The sequence below is a fragment of the Sphingobium sp. TKS genome (assembly GCF_001563265.1).
In the GTDB taxonomy this organism is placed as follows: Bacteria; Pseudomonadota; Alphaproteobacteria; order Sphingomonadales; family Sphingomonadaceae; genus Sphingobium.
In genome coordinates this window covers 325,429-342,186 of the sequence record NZ_CP005085.1, presented here as the reverse complement: position 1 = coordinate 342,186, position 16,758 = coordinate 325,429, and the positions used below count along the sequence as shown (strand labels likewise).

11 protein-coding genes and 1 pseudogene are annotated in these 16,758 nt (G+C 62.5%); 8 read left to right on the top strand and 4 right to left on the bottom strand.

Annotated elements, in window-relative coordinates:
* Positions 1-200 precede the first annotated feature (200 nt).
* Positions 201-2,882 (top strand): bifunctional acetate--CoA ligase family protein/GNAT family N-acetyltransferase, encoded by a 2,682-nt coding sequence (locus tag K426_RS26655; RefSeq protein WP_066564233.1) that lies wholly within the window; start codon positions 201-203, stop codon positions 2,880-2,882.
* A gap of 14 nt (positions 2,883-2,896) precedes the next feature.
* Here the strand turns inward: K426_RS26655 and K426_RS26650 are convergent, their stop codons facing one another.
* Positions 2,897-3,877 (bottom strand): lysylphosphatidylglycerol synthase transmembrane domain-containing protein, encoded by a 981-nt coding sequence (locus K426_RS26650; protein WP_021244739.1) that lies wholly within the window; start codon positions 3,875-3,877, stop codon positions 2,897-2,899.
* 189 nt (positions 3,878-4,066) lie between these two features.
* On the opposite strand from K426_RS26650, the gene mgtA reads away from it, so the two are divergent.
* On the top strand, positions 4,067-6,673 hold the full coding sequence (gene mgtA, locus K426_RS26645; protein ID WP_081659693.1) for a magnesium-translocating P-type ATPase: 2,607 nt from the start codon (positions 4,067-4,069) through the stop codon (positions 6,671-6,673).
* A 12-nt stretch (positions 6,674-6,685) separates the two neighbouring features.
* Here mgtA and K426_RS26640 read toward each other — a convergent pair whose 3' ends face one another.
* The gene (locus K426_RS26640) at positions 6,686-7,723 is read right to left on the bottom strand and encodes a zinc-dependent alcohol dehydrogenase family protein (protein ID WP_021244741.1); all 1,038 of its coding nucleotides are present in this window, start codon (positions 7,721-7,723) and stop codon (positions 6,686-6,688) included.
* 154 nt (positions 7,724-7,877) lie between these two features.
* Between K426_RS26640 and K426_RS26635 the strand changes: the two genes are divergently transcribed.
* From K426_RS26635 to K426_RS26625, 3 genes are all read left to right on the top strand, one after another.
* Entirely contained in the window at positions 7,878-8,858 is a 981-nt protein-coding gene (locus K426_RS26635; RefSeq protein WP_031290972.1) for a zinc-dependent alcohol dehydrogenase family protein, read from the top strand.
* A gap of 431 nt (positions 8,859-9,289) precedes the next feature.
* On the top strand, positions 9,290-9,784 hold the full coding sequence (locus K426_RS26630; protein ID WP_021244744.1) for an Hsp20/alpha crystallin family protein: 495 nt from the start codon (positions 9,290-9,292) through the stop codon (positions 9,782-9,784).
* A gap of 60 nt (positions 9,785-9,844) precedes the next feature.
* On the top strand, positions 9,845-10,318 hold the full coding sequence (locus K426_RS26625; RefSeq protein WP_145907798.1) for a biotin/lipoyl-binding protein: 474 nt from the start codon (positions 9,845-9,847) through the stop codon (positions 10,316-10,318).
* Here the strand turns inward: K426_RS26625 and K426_RS26620 are convergent.
* Positions 10,263-11,626, bottom strand: a protein-coding gene (locus tag K426_RS26620) for an IS3 family transposase (protein WP_145907759.1) whose coding sequence is annotated in 2 segments (ribosomal slippage) — positions 10,263-11,278 and positions 11,278-11,626 — 1,365 coding nt in all. Because the reading frame shifts where the segments join, the coding sequence is not laid out codon by codon here. The genes K426_RS26625 and K426_RS26620 overlap by 56 nt on opposite strands.
* A 100-nt stretch (positions 11,627-11,726) precedes the next feature.
* Between K426_RS26620 and K426_RS33190 the strand changes: the two genes are divergently transcribed.
* On the top strand, positions 11,727-12,077 hold the full coding sequence (locus tag K426_RS33190; RefSeq protein ID WP_082749214.1) for a CBS domain-containing protein: 351 nt from the start codon (positions 11,727-11,729) through the stop codon (positions 12,075-12,077).
* A 100-nt stretch (positions 12,078-12,177) separates the two neighbouring features.
* Here the strand turns inward: K426_RS33190 and K426_RS26605 are convergent, their stop codons facing one another.
* Positions 12,178-12,975 (bottom strand): universal stress protein, encoded by a 798-nt coding sequence (locus tag K426_RS26605; RefSeq protein ID WP_021244766.1) that lies wholly within the window; start codon positions 12,973-12,975, stop codon positions 12,178-12,180.
* 239 nt (positions 12,976-13,214) lie between these two features.
* On the opposite strand from K426_RS26605, the pseudogene lgt reads away from it, so the two are divergent.
* Positions 13,215-14,132 (top strand): annotated as a pseudogene (gene lgt / locus K426_RS26600) (prolipoprotein diacylglyceryl transferase).
* The gene (locus K426_RS26595) at positions 14,080-16,686 is read left to right on the top strand and encodes a PAS domain-containing protein (protein WP_237230188.1); all 2,607 of its coding nucleotides are present in this window, start codon (positions 14,080-14,082) and stop codon (positions 16,684-16,686) included. The pseudogene lgt and the gene K426_RS26595 overlap by 53 nt, the downstream one beginning before the upstream one ends.
* Positions 16,687-16,758 lie beyond the last annotated feature (72 nt).

Genomic DNA, 16,758 nt, shown 5'->3' with positions numbered 1-16,758 from the left:
TCGCCTCCTCGCTGTTTGAGGCGATTGTAGGAAATACGTGGCGCGACCCTATTCGCAACATCCCGTAAGTAGCTTTCCGCTCCGCCCGGTTCGAACAAGACCTGCGGCATTTACGAATATCGGCTGGGGCAGGGCATCCCATAGGATCAGGCCGGCTAGCGTCGGCAGGCGCATTTTTTGGCGACAAGGCGAGAAGATCCATGACGATCCGCAACCTCTCCCCCCTTCTGCATGCCAGAAGCATAGTCCTGGTCGGCGGATCGGACCGCGAGGGAACCGTCGGCGCCCTCGTCCTCGACAATCTCCTTGCCGGCGGATTCGATGGCGAGGTCTATGTCGTCAATCCGCATCCTGTCGCCAGGTCAGGGGCGATCTGGTTCGACGCAATCGCGGACCTTCCCCAAGCCGCTGAGCTTGCAATCATCATGACACCCGCGCCAACGGTTGGGACGATCATCGACCAGTTGGGAGCCTTGGGAACGCGTTGCGCTGTCATCCTCTCGGCCGGCCTGACAGACGCCGATGGACTGCGCCGAGAGACGATCGAGGCAGCTCGACGGCATGACCTGCGGATCGTCGGGCCCAATTGCCTCGGGCTCATGGTGCCCCACGCCAGGATCGACGCGACCTTCGCGCGAACTCCGGCGCGGCCGGGACATCTTGGCCTCATATCCCAGAGCGGCGCGCTCATCACCGCCGTGCTGGATTGGGCGCAGACCCGCAGCGTCGGTTTTTCCGCCGTGATCTCGGCGGGAGACATGGCCGACGCGGACTTGGGCGACCTTGTGGATCTTCTGGCGGCCGATCCGCACACCCATGCCATTCTTCTCTATATCGAGGGCGTGACGCAGGCGGCCGAGTTCCTGGCGGCCGCCCGGGCAGCGGCGCTCACCAAGCCCGTCATCGCGATCAAGGCGGGCAAAAGTGAACTCGCCGCGAAGGCCGCGCTCTCCCATACAGGAGCGATGATCGGCTCCTATGATGTCTACCAGGCGGCATTCGCCCGGGCCGGGATCCTCCTGGTCGACAGCCTCACCGAACTGTTCGACGCCGCCGAGATCCTCTGTACCTGCGAACCGATCCCGGACAACCGGCTGGCGATCCTCACCAATGGCGGTGGAGCAGGCATATTGGCCGTCGACGCACTCGCGCGGACCGGCGGCCAATTGAGCAGCCTGGCCCCGGAAACACTGGCCCTGATCGGAAACGACATGCCCGCCGGCTGGTCGCACAACAACCCTGTCGATATATTGGGAGACGCCGACGCGGGCAGATACGGCGTCGCATTGCGGTCCCTTTTGCGGGACGAGGCAAGCGACGCCGTGCTGGTGATGAACTGCCCGACCGCACGCAGCCAGGCCGGCGAGACAGCCCATGCCATATGCGAGGAAGTCGCAGCGGCGGTACAGGAGCGCATTTGCAAGCCTGTCCTGGCCTGTTGGCTTGGCGATGCCAATGCGCAGGCCGTCCGATCGATCTTCACGGCGGCAGGCATTCCCGTCTTTTCCACCCCCGACGACGCGGTGCGCGCTTTTGGCTATCTGGCGCAGGCGCGTCGCCTGCGCTGGAACCTGACCGATGCACCCGCGCAAACGCGGGCGGTCAAGGCCGATCGCATTGCTGCCCGGGCGATCATCGCCAGTGCACAGGCGGAAGGGTGCACTCTGCTTTCCGAAATCAAGGTGAAGAAGCTGCTGGAGGCCTATGGCATCCCGGTCGCGGCGACACGCTTTGCAGCCTCGGCGCAGGCGGTGGAGGAAGCTTGCTGCTGGCTGAGCGCTCCCTTTGCCGTCAAGATCGTCTCGCGCGATCTTGCGCACAAATCGGATGTGGGCGGCGTGGCGCTCAACCTCCCCGATGCGCGCGCCGCGGTCGCGGCGGCACAGGAGATGGAACGACGCATCCGTCGCGATCACCCGCAGGCGCATATCCAGGGATTTGCGGTAGAAGACATGGTCGAGGTTGACGGCACCGAGATGATTGTCGGCATCACGACCGATCCGGCTTTCGGGCCGATCCTCATGGCAGGCGCCGGCGGCACCGCCACGCAGATCCTGAACGACAGGGCCATCGACCTGGTCCCCGTCGATCATGCCCAAGCGCGCGCCCTGATCGCCCAAACACGCATCTCGGGGATGCTGGCGGGCTACCGCAACGTGCCAGCCGCCGATGTGGAGGGCCTGGCCGATGTGGTTGACGCCGTATCAGCAATGGCGGTCGATCTCCCCGACCTCCTTGAACTCGACATCAATCCTCTTGTGGTGAGCGCCGCAGGGGTCATCGCCCTTGACGCGCGTGCACGGATCACGCCCGAGCCAGCCACGGCCTCGCGCCTCACCATCCGCGCCGCGCCTGAGGGCTGGGCATCGGACCTCGTGACGGAGCATGGTTTTCGCTTCCATGTCCGGCCGGTACGCCCGGATGACGAGCCGGCTGTGGCAAGTTTCTTCGATCAGGTGTCGGCCGAAGACCTGCGCTTCCGCTTCATGTCCGGCGTCCCCAAGGTGCATCATGATCAGATCACCATGATGACGCGGGTCGATTATCTGCGCACGATCAGCTTCCTTGCCTTCGATGAAGAGGATGGAGGGATCATTGCGCTCGCCATGCTGGCGACCGATCCGGACCGCAGCCGGGCCGAGATCGCACTCACCACACGCGCCGACATGAAGGGCAAGGGGATAAGCTGGACGCTGCTTGAACATGTGCTGCGCTACGCGAAGGCGGAAGGCATCGAGACTGTCGAGTCCATAGAATGTGCCGACCATGACGCGGCCCTGCGCATGGAGCGCGAACTTGGTTTTGTCACCATCGCCGATCCGGACGATCCGACCGTCCGGATCGCCAGGAAAAACATGGCTGGAATGAGGCCAGCCAGCTGATAAGCGCATCGCCGCTATTGCAGCCGCCTGCTGTCTGCGGGCTCCTTTTTCGCGATGCCCCGCATCATCACCATGCCAGGTACAAGCGGCAGCCAGAGCGTGAAGAGACGCAGCAGCATGGTCGCGGCAAAGGCCGCCTCCAGCGCCACGCCCAGGAGATGCAGCATCGCGACCGATGTCGCTTCAAAACTGCCAAGACCAAGCGGGATCGGGCCCAGCGTCGCAATGACCGACGCCATGATGAGGGCAATGAAGGCCGTTCCGAACGCCGCCTGCTCACCCAGGCTATGCAGGCAGGCGTAGAGGGTCCCGGCATCGGCCAGAAAGATCATGGCATTGCATCCCGTGACGGCAAGGATCAGCGGCCTGTCCCGCAAAAGCACCGTTGGCGCCTGCGCCACCGTCTCCAATAGCCTGCGCACCAAGCCTATCTGCTCGATCCAGTGAGGTAACGGCCCGCTTGCGCGACGGCGCAGCCACAGCGCGAGAGACGGAATGGCGAGCGCCACGAGCAGGAAGACCGTGACCGTGCCAGCCATCAGCGGCGTGGCGCGGTCATGGACCCAGAGCAGCATCAGCATCACAAGAGCGAAGAGGGCATAGGCCGCATAGAAACCGATCATGGACAGCAAAAGCGCGGCCACGGCCGTTCCTTTCGGGACGCCCAGCGATCTCAGCTGGTCGACAAGGAGGACGTTACCGCCCATGCCTGCGCTGGGCAGAACCTGATCGGCGAAAAGCTTGGTGAGGGCTATTCGCATCAGGGGCCGCAAAGGCTGGGGCGTGCGCGCGCGATGCAACACTGCCGCCCATCCGCCTGCCACACTCGCGTAGGTTGTCAGTTGAAGCACAAGCGCGAGGCCGATCCAGCCCGGCTCGGCTTCACGCAGCAGGGCCGCGAACCCCCTCACCTCTCCCCAGTGAGCGACGGCGGCGATCAGGCCCGCGGCGGCAAGGATCGCAAGAAACCAGCTTCGCCATCGAGCAGACGCCATACCCTCCTCCGGTCCCGAGGACACGCCCGCGCGCTCCTGACAACAAACAGCGTGGCTCGGAAGACCCACCGACTTTACGAGTGTCTTCAACGAGGCGAACCTCGGACAGCTACGTAGCTTAACGGATTAGAGCCGGGTTCAGCATGGGTCATTTCATCCTGCTCGATCCCATGGGTTTTTGGAGCTGCGATGGCTTTCCCCATTCCCTTGCCGTTCCGACAAGCGGTTCCTCAAAAAGCGGGCAGCGATCCTTCTTCCACCGCCGTCAGTCCTGACAGCGCAGTGAACTCCGTCCCCGCCGAATATTGGCGAACGCCCGTTGCTCAAACGCTTGTCGCGCTCGCCGCGAACGAAGGGGGGCTCTCTTGCGTGGAAGCCGACCGCAGGTTGGCGGTTGTTGGTCCTAACACCCTGTTCGAGAGATCCCGGCGTCGCGTTGCCGCAGATCTGGCGCGAAGGCTTGGCAATCCGCTGGTGCTGATGCTGCTTGCCGCCGCTGCCGTCGCGGGCGTCATGGGCGATATGCCGAGCTTCCTGCTGATCCTCGCCATGGTCCTGCTGTCGACAATCCTCGACACGGTGCAGGAACGACATGCCGAAGCTACCGCCGCAGCGCTCCGGGAAGTAATTGCCCTCACCGCACGAACGCTGCGGGATGGGGCCGCTGCCACTCTGCCCGTGCGCAATCTGGTGCCCGGGGACGTCGTCATGCTCACGGCGGGGGATCTGATACCCGCCGATGGACTCGTGCTGTCGGCCAACTCGGCTCAGGTCAATCAGGCTGCACTGACAGGAGAGCCCTTCCCGGTTGAAAAGTCACCCAGCATCAAACCCGATGCTTCCCTGGCTGAGGCAAGAAACCTGCTGCTGCACGGTAGTTCGATGATCGGCGGCAGCGCGACCATGCTTGTGGTCCAAACGGGCGATCGCACCCATTTCGGCGGCATCGCAAAGTCGCTGGCCGATGAACAGCCACCCACTCCGTTCGAGCGAGGCATCCACAGGCTGGGGCTGCTGATCGTGCGGATGACGATCTTCCTCGTCCTCTTCGTGATCCTGGCGCATCTGGCGCTCGGCCGCCCGCCGGTCGAGTCCTTCCTGTTCGCCATGGCGCTGGCGGTTGGTCTTACGCCCGAACTTCTGCCTATGATCATGACAATCGGTCTGGCGCGTGGAGCGCAGCGCATGGCCGCGGCCAAGGTGGTGGTGAAACGGCTTTCGGCCATCCACGACCTGGGCGAGATGGACATATTATGTACCGACAAGACCGGGACGCTGACCGAGGCCCGGATCATGATGACCGGCCATCCGGGCATCGAGGGTATCGACAGCGAACGCGTCTTTGAACTGGCCGCGGTCAATGCCCGGTTCGAAAGCGGCCTGCGCAGCCCGCTCGACGACGCATTGCTGGCGCACACAGGGCATCATCCGCTCACCGGCTGGCGCAAGCTTGACGAGCGTCCCTTCGATTTCGAGCGGCGGCGGGTCTCGGTACTGGCCCAATGGCAGGGCGAAAGGCTCGAAATCGTCAAGGGCGCGCCGGAGACAATCCTGGCCCTATGCGATCAGGCCGAAGCGTCCGATGGAAGGATCGTACCGCTTGACGAGGCACTGAAGGCGCGGATGAACCGGCTGCATGACGACCATGCTGGCCAGGGCCTCCGCCTGCTGGGCATCGCCTGGAAAGCGGCGACCGGCCGCGAACGCATCGAAACGGACGATGATGACCATCTGATATTTGCCGGTTTCTGCCTTTTCCTCGATCCACCCAAAAGCTCGGCCGCGCTCGCCATCGGGCGGCTGAAGGCGGCAGGCGTGGGCACCAAGGTCATTTCGGGGGACTCTGCCGCGGCCGTGCGGCATCTCATGACCGCACTGGGCCAGCCATCCTCGAGCCTTCTTACAGGAGAGGAGATCGCCGCGCTCGACGAGCCGGCGCTGGCGGTTCGGGTGGGGGAAACAGACCTGTTCGCCCGCGTCACCCCTGACCAAAAGCTGAGGATCGTTCGCGCCCTTCAGGCGCGCGGTCATGTCGTGGGCTTTCTTGGCGACGGCATCAATGACGCGCCGGCCATCCGCGCGGCCGATGTCGGCCTCTCTGTCGATAGCGCAACCGATGTCGCGCGCGAGGCCGCTGACATGATCCTGCTCGCGCCCGACATTGCGGTGCTGGCAGATGGCGTCGCGGAAGGACGCCGCACCTATGCCAACATCCTCAAATATATCCGCATGGGGACCAGCTCGAATTTCGGCAATATGCTGACGATGGCGCTGGCCTCGCTGTTCCTCCCTTTTCTGCCGCTGACCCCCGTGCAGATCCTGCTCAACAACATGCTCTACGATCTGTCGCAGACCGGCATTCCCTTCGACAGCGCCGAGAGCGGCGATCTTGCATCGCCCCGCGGCTGGGACATGCGCGGGCTTGTCCGCTTCACCCTCATCATGGGGCCCCTCTCGTCGCTGTTCGACATCGCAACCTTCGCCGCGCTCATCGCTGTCTTCCACGTCGATGTCCCGACCTTTCGCACCGCCTGGTTCATCGAGTCGATGGCAACGCAGATACTGGTGGTCTTTGTCATCCGCACATCGGCCCCGATGTGGCGGCAGCATCCCCACCGCCTTCTGGTGGCGAGCGCAGGCCTTTGCCTATCGGCTGCGGCCGCCCTCCCCTTCCTGCCGATCGCCACCACATTGGGCCTTTCTGCTCCGACCCCTTCGATCCTGGCCGTCACGGCAGCGCTGGTGGCCGCATATCTGCTGTCGGCCGAGGGACTCAAGCGCGTGGCCTTGGGATGAGCGCAAAACCGTTCAGGGCGTGATCAGAACCTTGAGCGCCTGCGTCTCGGCCGCCCGCCCGAACACATCATAAGCCTCGATGACCGCATCGAGCGTGAACCGGTGGGTGACGAGCTTTTGCGCATCGATCTTCCCGCTCGAAACCGTCTTGAGCAGCATGGGCGTGGTCGCTGTGTCCACCAGCCGGGTGGTGATGGTGATATTGTGCGACCAAAGTCGTTCAAGGTGCAGATCCACCTTTGTCCCGTGCACGCCGATATTGGCGATGACCCCGCCGGGTGCAACCAGATCCTGGCACAGCTCGAAAGTGGCTGGAACGCCCACCGCTTCGATCGCTGTATCGACGCCCTGCCCTCCGGTCAGCGCTTTGACCAGGGCCACCGCATCGTCCGTCCGGCTGTCGATCGTGCGGGTCGCCCCGAACTGTTCAGCCACTTCGAGCCGGTTCGCGTCGATGTCGATCATGATGATCTGGGCCGGCGAATAGAATTGGGCCGTCAGCAAGGCGGCAAGGCCGATCGGTCCCGCGCCCACGATCGCGATGCTGCTGCCCGGCGCGACCCGGCCGTTGAGCACGCCGCACTCAAACCCGGTCGGCAGGATGTCGCTCAACATTACCAATGCTTCTTCGTCCGCCTCTGAAGGGATCGGATAGAGACTGGTATCGGCATGGGGTATCCGGACATATTCGGCCTGCGTTCCATCAATGGCGTTGCCCAAGATCCAGCCGCCGCTCGTGCAGTGGGAGTAAATTCCCCGGCGGCAATAGTCGCAGCGGCCGCAGGCTGTAATGCAGGAAATCAGGACATGGTCGCCCGGGGTGAAGTTGGCCACCGCGGCGCCCACCGTCTCCACCACGCCCACACCCTCATGCCCGAGGATGCGGTCGGGCGAACAGCTTGGCACATCGCCTTTGAGGATATGAAGATCGGTGCCGCAGATCGTCGTGTGCGTCACGCGGACGATCGCGTCGCCAACGTCCACGATCCTGGGCGCTTCCCGCTGCCCGAGATGCTTTTGGCCCGGCCCATCGTAGATCAAAGCTTTCATGCCAGCGCGCTCCTGCTGGGGTCGCTCAGTGATCGCAAATTATCGGATCATCATGGGCCGCATCCTATGCGTAGATTCACGAACATCGCCCGCCGGCGCCATCGAATAGACTGACAGCCCTTGTCGGACGGAAGGAACCCCGCGCATGAGCGGAATGGTTGCGATGCAGATCAGCACCCCCCGGCAACCCCTGGCTTGGATCGAGCGCGCTGTGCCCAGGCCGAGTGCCGGCGAATTGCTGATCGAGGTTTCGGCCTGCGGCGTCTGCCGCACCGATCTGCACGTGCTCGATGGCGAAATCCCCGCGCACTACCCTGTCATACCGGGCCATGAGATCGTCGGCCGCATCGCGGCGATCGGGGACGGGGCGGCGGGTTTCGCTGTGGGCCAGCGGGTGGGTGTCCCGTGGCTGGGGCATACATGCGGCCGATGCCCCTATTGCCGCGCGGGAAAGGAAAATCTCTGCGACGCACCCCTCTTCACCGGCGCCACGCGAGATGGCGGCTACGCCAGCCATGTGATCGCCGACGCCCATTATTGCTTCGACCTGCCCGAACGATTTTCCGACGTGGAAGCCGCGCCGCTCCTTTGTGCAGGCCTGATCGGCTGGAGAGCGCTGCGGCTGGCGGGCCCAGCGCCGGTCATCGGTCTGTATGGATTTGGCGCCGCGGCGCACATTCTCGCACAGGTCGCCCGGCATCAGGGACGCACCGTCTATGCCTTTACCAGGGATGGCGACCAGGATGGACAGGCGTTCGCGCGTTCGCTGGGCTGCGCCTGGGCGGGCGGCTCATCGGCCGATCCGCCCGTGGCGCTGGATGCGGCGCTTATCTTCGCGCCTCCAGGCGAGTTGGTGCCTCGCGCGTTGCGGGCGATAAGGAAAGGCGGGCGCGTCGTCTGTGCCGGTATCCACATGAGCGACATCCCCTCATTCCCCTACGCCGACCTGTGGGAGGAAAGGCAAATCCTCTCGGTCGCCAATCTGACGCGAAAAGACGGCACTTCCTTTTTCGAACTGGTGCGCAACATCGATATCAAAACCGTTACGCAAAGCTTCCGGCTCGAAGATGCCAATGACGCACTGGAAAGTTTGCGCACAGGAAAGGTGAAGGGCGCCGCAGTGCTTGTGCCCTGATCTTGCAGGTGCGTGACTCTACTTATGGCGTCCCTTCGCGCGCAGCGCGAAACTCCGACCCAGAGTCTTGTTACGGAGGACTGTTCATGCGCCGCTTTTTCATCGCCGGTGCCGGTCTCTTGACGGTCATCACTGGCGCATCGGCCCAGAATGCACCGCCACACGCCGGGCACCATCCGGCAGAAGCACCGAAAACCGCTCCCGCTACGACAACGGACGCCAGGCATGATTGCCCCATGATGAAGGATGACGGCAGTCACAGGATGGGTTCCGCCATGCACTCGCCATCGCCGCAAATGGGGCAAGCGCACCAGATGCCCGACGGCATGAAGCATTGCAGCGAGATGCATGGCCCCGCCGTTCCCGAAAAGCCGCAACAGCCCCGACAGTGATGGGTCAAGCAGCCAACCGCAAAAAGAAGGAGAAGGACAATGACTGACTTTCGTTCACTGATTCCCTTTGGACGCACCGGCATGTTTCGCAGCGGATTTGATCCGTTCGCCGACCTGCGCAAGGAAATGGATCGCCTGACCGATGATTTCGGTAAAGGTTGGCTCACCAGCGGCAATGGCGACAGCAGGGGCTTTCTCCTGCCCAGGGTCGATATCGCCGAGACAGACAAAGGCCTGGAACTGACCGCCGAACTGCCGGGCTTCGATGAGAAGGATGTGTCGCTCGACGTTCACGACGGCATTCTCACCATCAAGGCCGAGCATAAGGAAGAGCGCGAAGAGAAGGACGAAAAGAAGCATTATCACCTGGTCGAACGCAGCCGGGGAAGCTTTTTGCGGCGGGTCGCCCTGCCCTTTGAAGCGGATGCCGACAAGGCGAGCGCGCAACTCGAGAAAGGGCTGCTGAAGGTCGTCGTTCCGCGTCTCGCCACAGAGGCAAGCAAGCCGCGCCAAATCCCGATCGGACCGAAATGACCGGCGATGGCCGACCGATACGGGCAAGCAATGATTTCCACGTGATGCTATAAGCGGGGAATGAAACGCATCGCGCTCTGGCTGTTGCCGCTGGCGCTGCTGGCGGCGGCAGCCTGGTGGCTGCTCGATGGGAGGGCACGCGAGGTGAAACTGGCCGCCGCGCGCGTCGGTGAGGCGGTTGAACTGGCCTACGCCACCGGATTTGTGGAGGCCGAGCAGCCCGTCACCGTGTCTGCTCGCATCACCGCACCTGTCCGTCAGGTGCTCGTCGAAGAAGCAGAGCGCGTCGTCCGGGGGCAGCCGCTCATCCTCCTGGATGACGAGGAGCAGCGCCATGCGCTGCAGCAAATTGCCGCGCAACGTCGCCTTGCCCTGCAGGATGAGCGGCGCATCCTGGCGCTGTTTGTCCGTCGTCAGAACATTTGGCACAACTCGCGGCGTAGATTAGCGGAGTGCGGGCTTCGTCTGGGGGTTGATGTTAGGCGGCGAGTTTGCGGTGTTGCAAGCGCCGATGTTCGATGGTCTGTCGCTTGATCCTTTCACGCTGTTTGATGATGGCTGGTGCCCTGCCGAAGTAGGCGTCGGCGGGCGTCACGTTGTTCAGGCTCTCGTGGTAACGCTGGTTGTTGTAGTGCTCGACGAATGCCTCGATCTGGGTTTCGAGGTCGCCGGGCAGGAAGTAGTTCTCCAGCAGGATGCGGTTTTTGAGGGTCTGGTGCCAGCGTTCGATCTTGCCCTGGGTTTGCGGGTGCAGCGGGGCACCGCGAACATGGCTCATCTTCCGGGCCTCGATGTATTCCGCCAGTTCGCCCGCGATGTAGCTGGGGCCATTGTCCGACAGCAGCCTTGGCTTGTGCAGCACCGTGGCGCTGTCGCAGCCCGATGCGGCCAGTGCCATGTCCAGCGTGTCGGTCACGTCCTCGGCGCGCATGTTGGTGCACAGCTTCCAGGCGATGATGTAGCGTGAGAAGTCGTCGAGCACGGTCGACAGGTACATCCAGCCCCACCCGATAATCTTGAAGTAGGTGAAGTCGGTCTGCCACATCTCGTTCACCCGCGTGGTCTTGGTGTGGAACTGATCGGCGGCCTTGATCACCACATAGGCCGGGCTGGTGATCAGGTCATGGGCCTTCAGAAGGCGGTAAACCGTGGCTTCCGACACGAAGTAACGCCTTTCGTCGGTAAAGCGCACCGCCAGCTCCCGTGGGCTCAGCTCGGACTGCTCCAGCGCCAGTTCGATGATCTGATCATGGATGTCAGGCGGGATCCGGTTCCACACGCGGCTCGGTGCCGATGACCGATCTTCCAACGCCTCCGGTCCGCCTGCAAGGAACCGGTCGTACCAGCGGTAGAACGTCCGGCGTGCGATCCCCAGCTTGTCGAGAGTGAGCTTCGCCGGCAGATGCGACTGCTCGACGATCCGGATGATCTCGAGCTTCTCGGATGCGGGATACCTCATTCGTCGTCGCCCCCATCCGCGATCATGCTTTTTTTGAGCAGACGGTTTTCGAGCGTCAGGTCGGCCACGCATTCCTTCAGGGCACGGGCTTCGCGGCGCAGGTCCTGCACCTCGCCGCTGGTCGCGGCACGAGCCGTGTCACCCGCCAGGCGCCGCTTGCCCGCTTCCATAAACTCCTTCGACCAGGTGTAATACAGGCTCTGTGCAATGCCTTCCTTGCGGCATAGTTCGGCAATGCTGTCTTCGCCGCGCAGCCCATCGAGCACGATGCGGATCTTGTCTTCGGCCGAGAAGTGCCGCCGGGTCTGCCGCCGGATGTCCTTCACCACCCGCTCAGCAGGGGCCTTGGCAGACGATTTTTTCAAGGAGTGTTGGGGCTTCATCTTCGTTCCTTCGTCACTACGACGAAGCCCCAACACTCCTTAAATCACAACCTCAAATCTGTGCCATTGGTGCTGACGGCGGACAATCGGCGCGCTGCCGGTGGTCGAGGGCAAGCGCATAGTCGGCATGCTGACCGACCGGGATATCGCCGTTCGCGCCGCTGCTGTCGCGCTCGGGAGCGACACGCCGGTGAGCGAGATCATGACGCGCGATGTCCAGTGCTGTCAGTCCGTCGAGGAACTCGACCACGCCCTGGACGAAATGGGCGAGCAGAAGGTCCGCAGGATGCCCGTCCTTTCCAAAGAGGGAGAAATGGTAGGAATGCTCTCGCTGGCAGACATCGTCTGTATCGACGATGATTTCCGCTCGATCGGCCGCGCTCTTCGCGACATATGCACGCCTCACGGCGTCCATTCGCAGGCTGCGCGCACAAGACCTGACATTGACTGAAGATGGCCCGACACCCCCTGCCCCTGTCTCTTATCGATCGCGAGGCCAGCTGCCGCTCAGTCAGTTGGCCCGCGGTCCTTGTTCATCGGCGACAATGCGTTCAATGCCCCAGCACCAGGGGCAATTTGCCATGCGTCAACAAGCGCCTCGTAACGCCGCCAAATGTCTCCATGATCCTGCCGCGGCCATAGGCGCCCATGATGACATAATCCGCCTTCCACTGGCTTGCCTCCTCCTCGATGATGGCATCTGCGGGGTGGAGGCGATCGTTGAGGACCCGGATGCTCGCATTCACCTTGTGACGCGAGAGATAGCGGGCCGCATCGCTCGGTTCTGCCTGTATCGAACCATCCTTGATCGTCAGTATTTCAACTTCCTCCGCCAACGAGAGCAAGGGGGTACAGGCTCGCATGGTGGCGATGCAGGAGGGGTGACCGTCCCACGCCAGCAATGCCCTCTTCATGGCGAAGCCATTGACCTGCTGTGGAACGGCCAGCACCGGTACCCTGGCGTGCATCAGGACCTGGCCCGCAATTGTCCGCATGTCGGGCAGAGGATAGTTGTCGAGCTGGCGATTGAGGACCACGATGTCGGCAAGCGCCGCCTCCTTCAGGAGACAGCTTGCGATTTCCCCGGTGGTATCCACCCAGTCCCAGCTTACATCCTCCTTGGCGAGGTGAGCGCTGATCCGCTTCTTGTTGCGAGCTTCACTGTCGCGTTCATCAAGCATGAGGGCGGTTTCGCCAAAGCCTGCATAAAGATCACCGGCGATGACCGGAAAGGGCGTCACATCGATGCACTGGAGGTGGCCGCCGAGCGCCCGGGTCAGGTCGAGAGCCGCCTGGAGCCGGGCTTCCTGGCCTTCGTCATCATGTACCAGGAGAAGAATATTCTTCATGAACGCCTCCTTACGGAAAGGCATCAGATTAAGGCGCGCCGGCTCCGCCAGGTATGAGGAAACATACTTAGGAACAGCGCCCTGCGGGCCATGGCCCTGGGGCAGGTGCGCGACTTGCCATTTCTGAGCTCCCTTTCAGCCATGATAATCAGGCAAGCCTGGCAGACATCGTTGCAATAGAAATTGAGCGCGCGCGCGGAAAATGCGATTGGCAGGTTTTGCCCTGATCGGATCCTTGTATGAATCTGGCGGCCCACGCCCATGGCGCGATCAGTTTTTCGTCGCTCCATCTCAATCCTGTTTTGCTTCACATTGGACCCTTTGCGCTGCGTTGGTACAGTCTGGCCTATATCGCGGGCATTCTCCTGGGCTGGTTCTATCTGACCCGCCTGCTCGCCCAGGATGGAGCTCCAATGACCCGCGATCAGGCCGACGACCTGATCGCCTGGGTGACGGCAGGCATCATTCTGGGCGGCCGGATCGCCTATGTCATCTTTTACGATCCGCTGACCTACCTGGCCCAACCTCTCAAAGTGTTTCAGATCTGGACGGGCGGCATGTCCTTTCATGGGGGCGCATTCGGCGTCGCCCTGGCCATTTTCCTGTTCGCTCATCGAAGGCGGCTCCAATGACTCAGCCTGCTCGACTATGTCGCCATTTGTGCACCGATCGGCCTGTTCCTGGGCCGCCTGGCGAATTTTGTGAACGGTGAGCTCTGGGGGAGGCCGACGGATGTGCCATGGGGAGTCGTCTTTCCCGGTGCCGGCCCCCTTCCCCGCCATCCCAGCCAGATCTACGAAACGGCGCTCGAAGGCCCTGCCCTCTTCCTTCTGCTCTGGGGCCTGTTCCGTTATACCGAGGCGCGTCGGCGGCCAGGTCTGCTCACCGGCGCCTTTGTGCTGGGCTACGGCACATTCCGTTTCCTGGTCGAATTTGTGCGGGAACCCGATCGGCAGCTCGTCCGCTTTGCAGCGGAAACCGGATTGCACATGGGACAATGGTTATGCGTGCCGATGATCGCCGCTGGCGGAGGCTTGATCCTGAGAGGCCTTTTGAGGTCTAGTGTCGAAACCCGCGTCCCACATATCCTCCAGGAAAGCCCTGTTGTCCGATCAGAAGCAAATCAGCCATCGTTCCTGGAAAAGCATCGCGGATGACCAGAGGATCGAAAACGAGCTAAGCGGCCTCGACCCCTTCACGGACCCGTTCGTGGCTGCGGTGCATGCCACCCGGATGCCGATGATCATCACCAATCCGAGGCTCGCGGACAATCCGGTGGTATTCGCCAATGATGCATTTTGTCGCCTGACGGGCTATGAACGTGATGAGATCCTTGGCCGTAACTGCCGCTTTTTACAGGGTGAGGCTACCGACCAGGAAACGCGGCGGCAACTCCATCAGGCGGTAGAACACGCACATCCAGTCGAAGTCGACATCAGGAATTACCGGAAGAATGGCGAGCCGTTCTGGAACCGCCTCCTTATGGCGCCCGTGTTCGACGCCGACAAGAAACTCTCCTATTTCTTTGCCAGCCAGGTAGACGTGACCCTGGAACGAGAGCGGTTGTCGGGCCTGGAACGCGACAATGCCGCGCTCGTGGCCGAGGTGAGCAACCGGTTGCGCACCCAGGAGGAACGGGAGCGGGAGTTGGCGCTCGCACTGCGGGCAGGTGGCTTTGGCACCTGGAGTTTCGAGCTTCAATCCCGGACGCTGACGGCCTCGGAGGACTGCAAGGCGCTCTTCGGCCGCGCACTGGACCAGCCTTTCACCTTCGAAGACAGGATAGCCGCGGTTCATGACGATGACCGCCGGCGGGCAATCGACAATATGATCGAGGCCGGTACGCAGGGCCGGGAGCATCAGGAGGAATATCGCATCATCTGGCCCGACGGCAGCACGCGCTGGATATCGTCACGCGGCCAGCCTTTCTTCGATGTCGCTGGCAGGCCGGTTCGGGTTGCCGGGGTGTCGATGGACATCACCCATGCGAAGCGGGCGGAGTTGAAACGCCAGGCACTGGTCCGGCTGAACGATCTTTTTCGCGATCTCGACCAGAGCGCAGACATTTCCCACGCCGCGGCCGAAATTCTCGGCCAGACGCTCGATGTGAGCCGGGCCGGCTATGGCATGGTCGATCGCATCAACGAAACGATCATGATCGAGCGGGACTGGAATGCGCCGGGCGTCACCACGATCGCAGGCACATTGCAGTTCCGCGCGTACGGCAGCTACATCGAAGATCTCAAGCAGGGCGAGACCGTGTGCGTCGATGACTCCCGCCTGGACCCGAGAACCGCCGACACATCCGCCGTGCTGGAAGCGATCAGCGCTCGCGCGTTCATCAACATGCCCTTGCATGAGCAGGGCGGGTTTGTCGCCCTCATCTTCGTCAACAACGACACCCCGCGGCATTGGTCCGATGACGATGTCGCCTTTGTTCGCGAAGTGGCTGAGAGAACCCGTGACGCGGTGGAGCGGCGCCGCGCCGAGCATGAACTTGCCGAGTTGGCTGCCTCGCTTGAACGCCAGGTGGCCGAGCGAACCGCTGAATTGCTGAGGGCCGAGGATGCCTTGCGGCAATCGCAGAAGATGGAGGCGGTCGGGCAATTAACAGGTGGCCTCGCGCACGATTTCAATAATCTGCTCACCGGTATCGGGGGCGGTCTTGAACTGATCCAGCTTCGCCTTGCTCAGGGACGCGCCGCCGAAATCGGCCGCTACATGGACGCCGCCCAGGATGCGGTGAAGCGCGCGGCAGCGTTGACGCACCGTCTTCTCGCCTTCAGCCGCCGGCAGACGCTTGATCCTAGACCTACCGACGCAAACGCGCTGGTCTCTGGCCTGGAGGATCTCGTTCGCCGTACCGTCGGTCCAGCCATCCTTGTCGAGACGAGATTGGCAGCTGATCTGGAATCAATCCTGGTAGACCCAAGCCAGCTCGAGAATGCGCTGCTCAACCTGTGCATCAACGCACGCGATGCGATGCCAGATGGGGGGCGGCTCATGATCGAAACACAAGATCGGCTGATCGATGACCAGGCGGGGCGCGCGTACGATATTACGCCGGGAAATTATATCTGCCTCTCGGTCAGCGACACTGGCACGGGCATGGATGCCGAAACCATGTCCAGGGCGTTCGAGCCTTTTTTCACAACGAAGCCCATAGGCAGCGGCACAGGTCTTGGCCTGTCCATGGTTTATGGATTTGCAAGGCAATCGGGCGGCCATGTGCATATCCATTCGACGCCGGGCATGGGCACGACTGTTGCGGTCTATTTGCCTCGTAACGGCCGGGCCGTCATGGCCGAGGCTTCACCAGCCCTCCTGTCTGCCGCGCCATACGCACAGGGGAGCGAAACCGTTCTTGTCGTGGATGATGAAGCATCCATCCGGATGCTCATCATCGAAGCCCTGGCCGATCTGGGATATGACGTCCTTGAAGCGCCTGACGGGCCAACGGCGATGGAGCTGCTGGCACAAGGGCGGATGATCGACCTGCTGGTGACGGACGTCGGCCTGCCGGGGATGAACGGACGCCAGCTTGCGGACGCGTTGCGAACAACCCGGCCTGGCCTCAAGGTTGTGTTCATAACCGGCTATGCCGAAAATGCAGTCCTCAATCACGACCATCTGGAAGCAGGCATGCAGATCATCACCAAGCCTTTCACGATGGAAGTGCTGGCGTCCCGCATCAAGGCGCTTCTGTCCTGAATGCACGCCTGCGTTGCACCCGGCGCGGAACGCTCGCGCTCAGTTTTGCTGTTTTCCTCTTTCTCCATGATG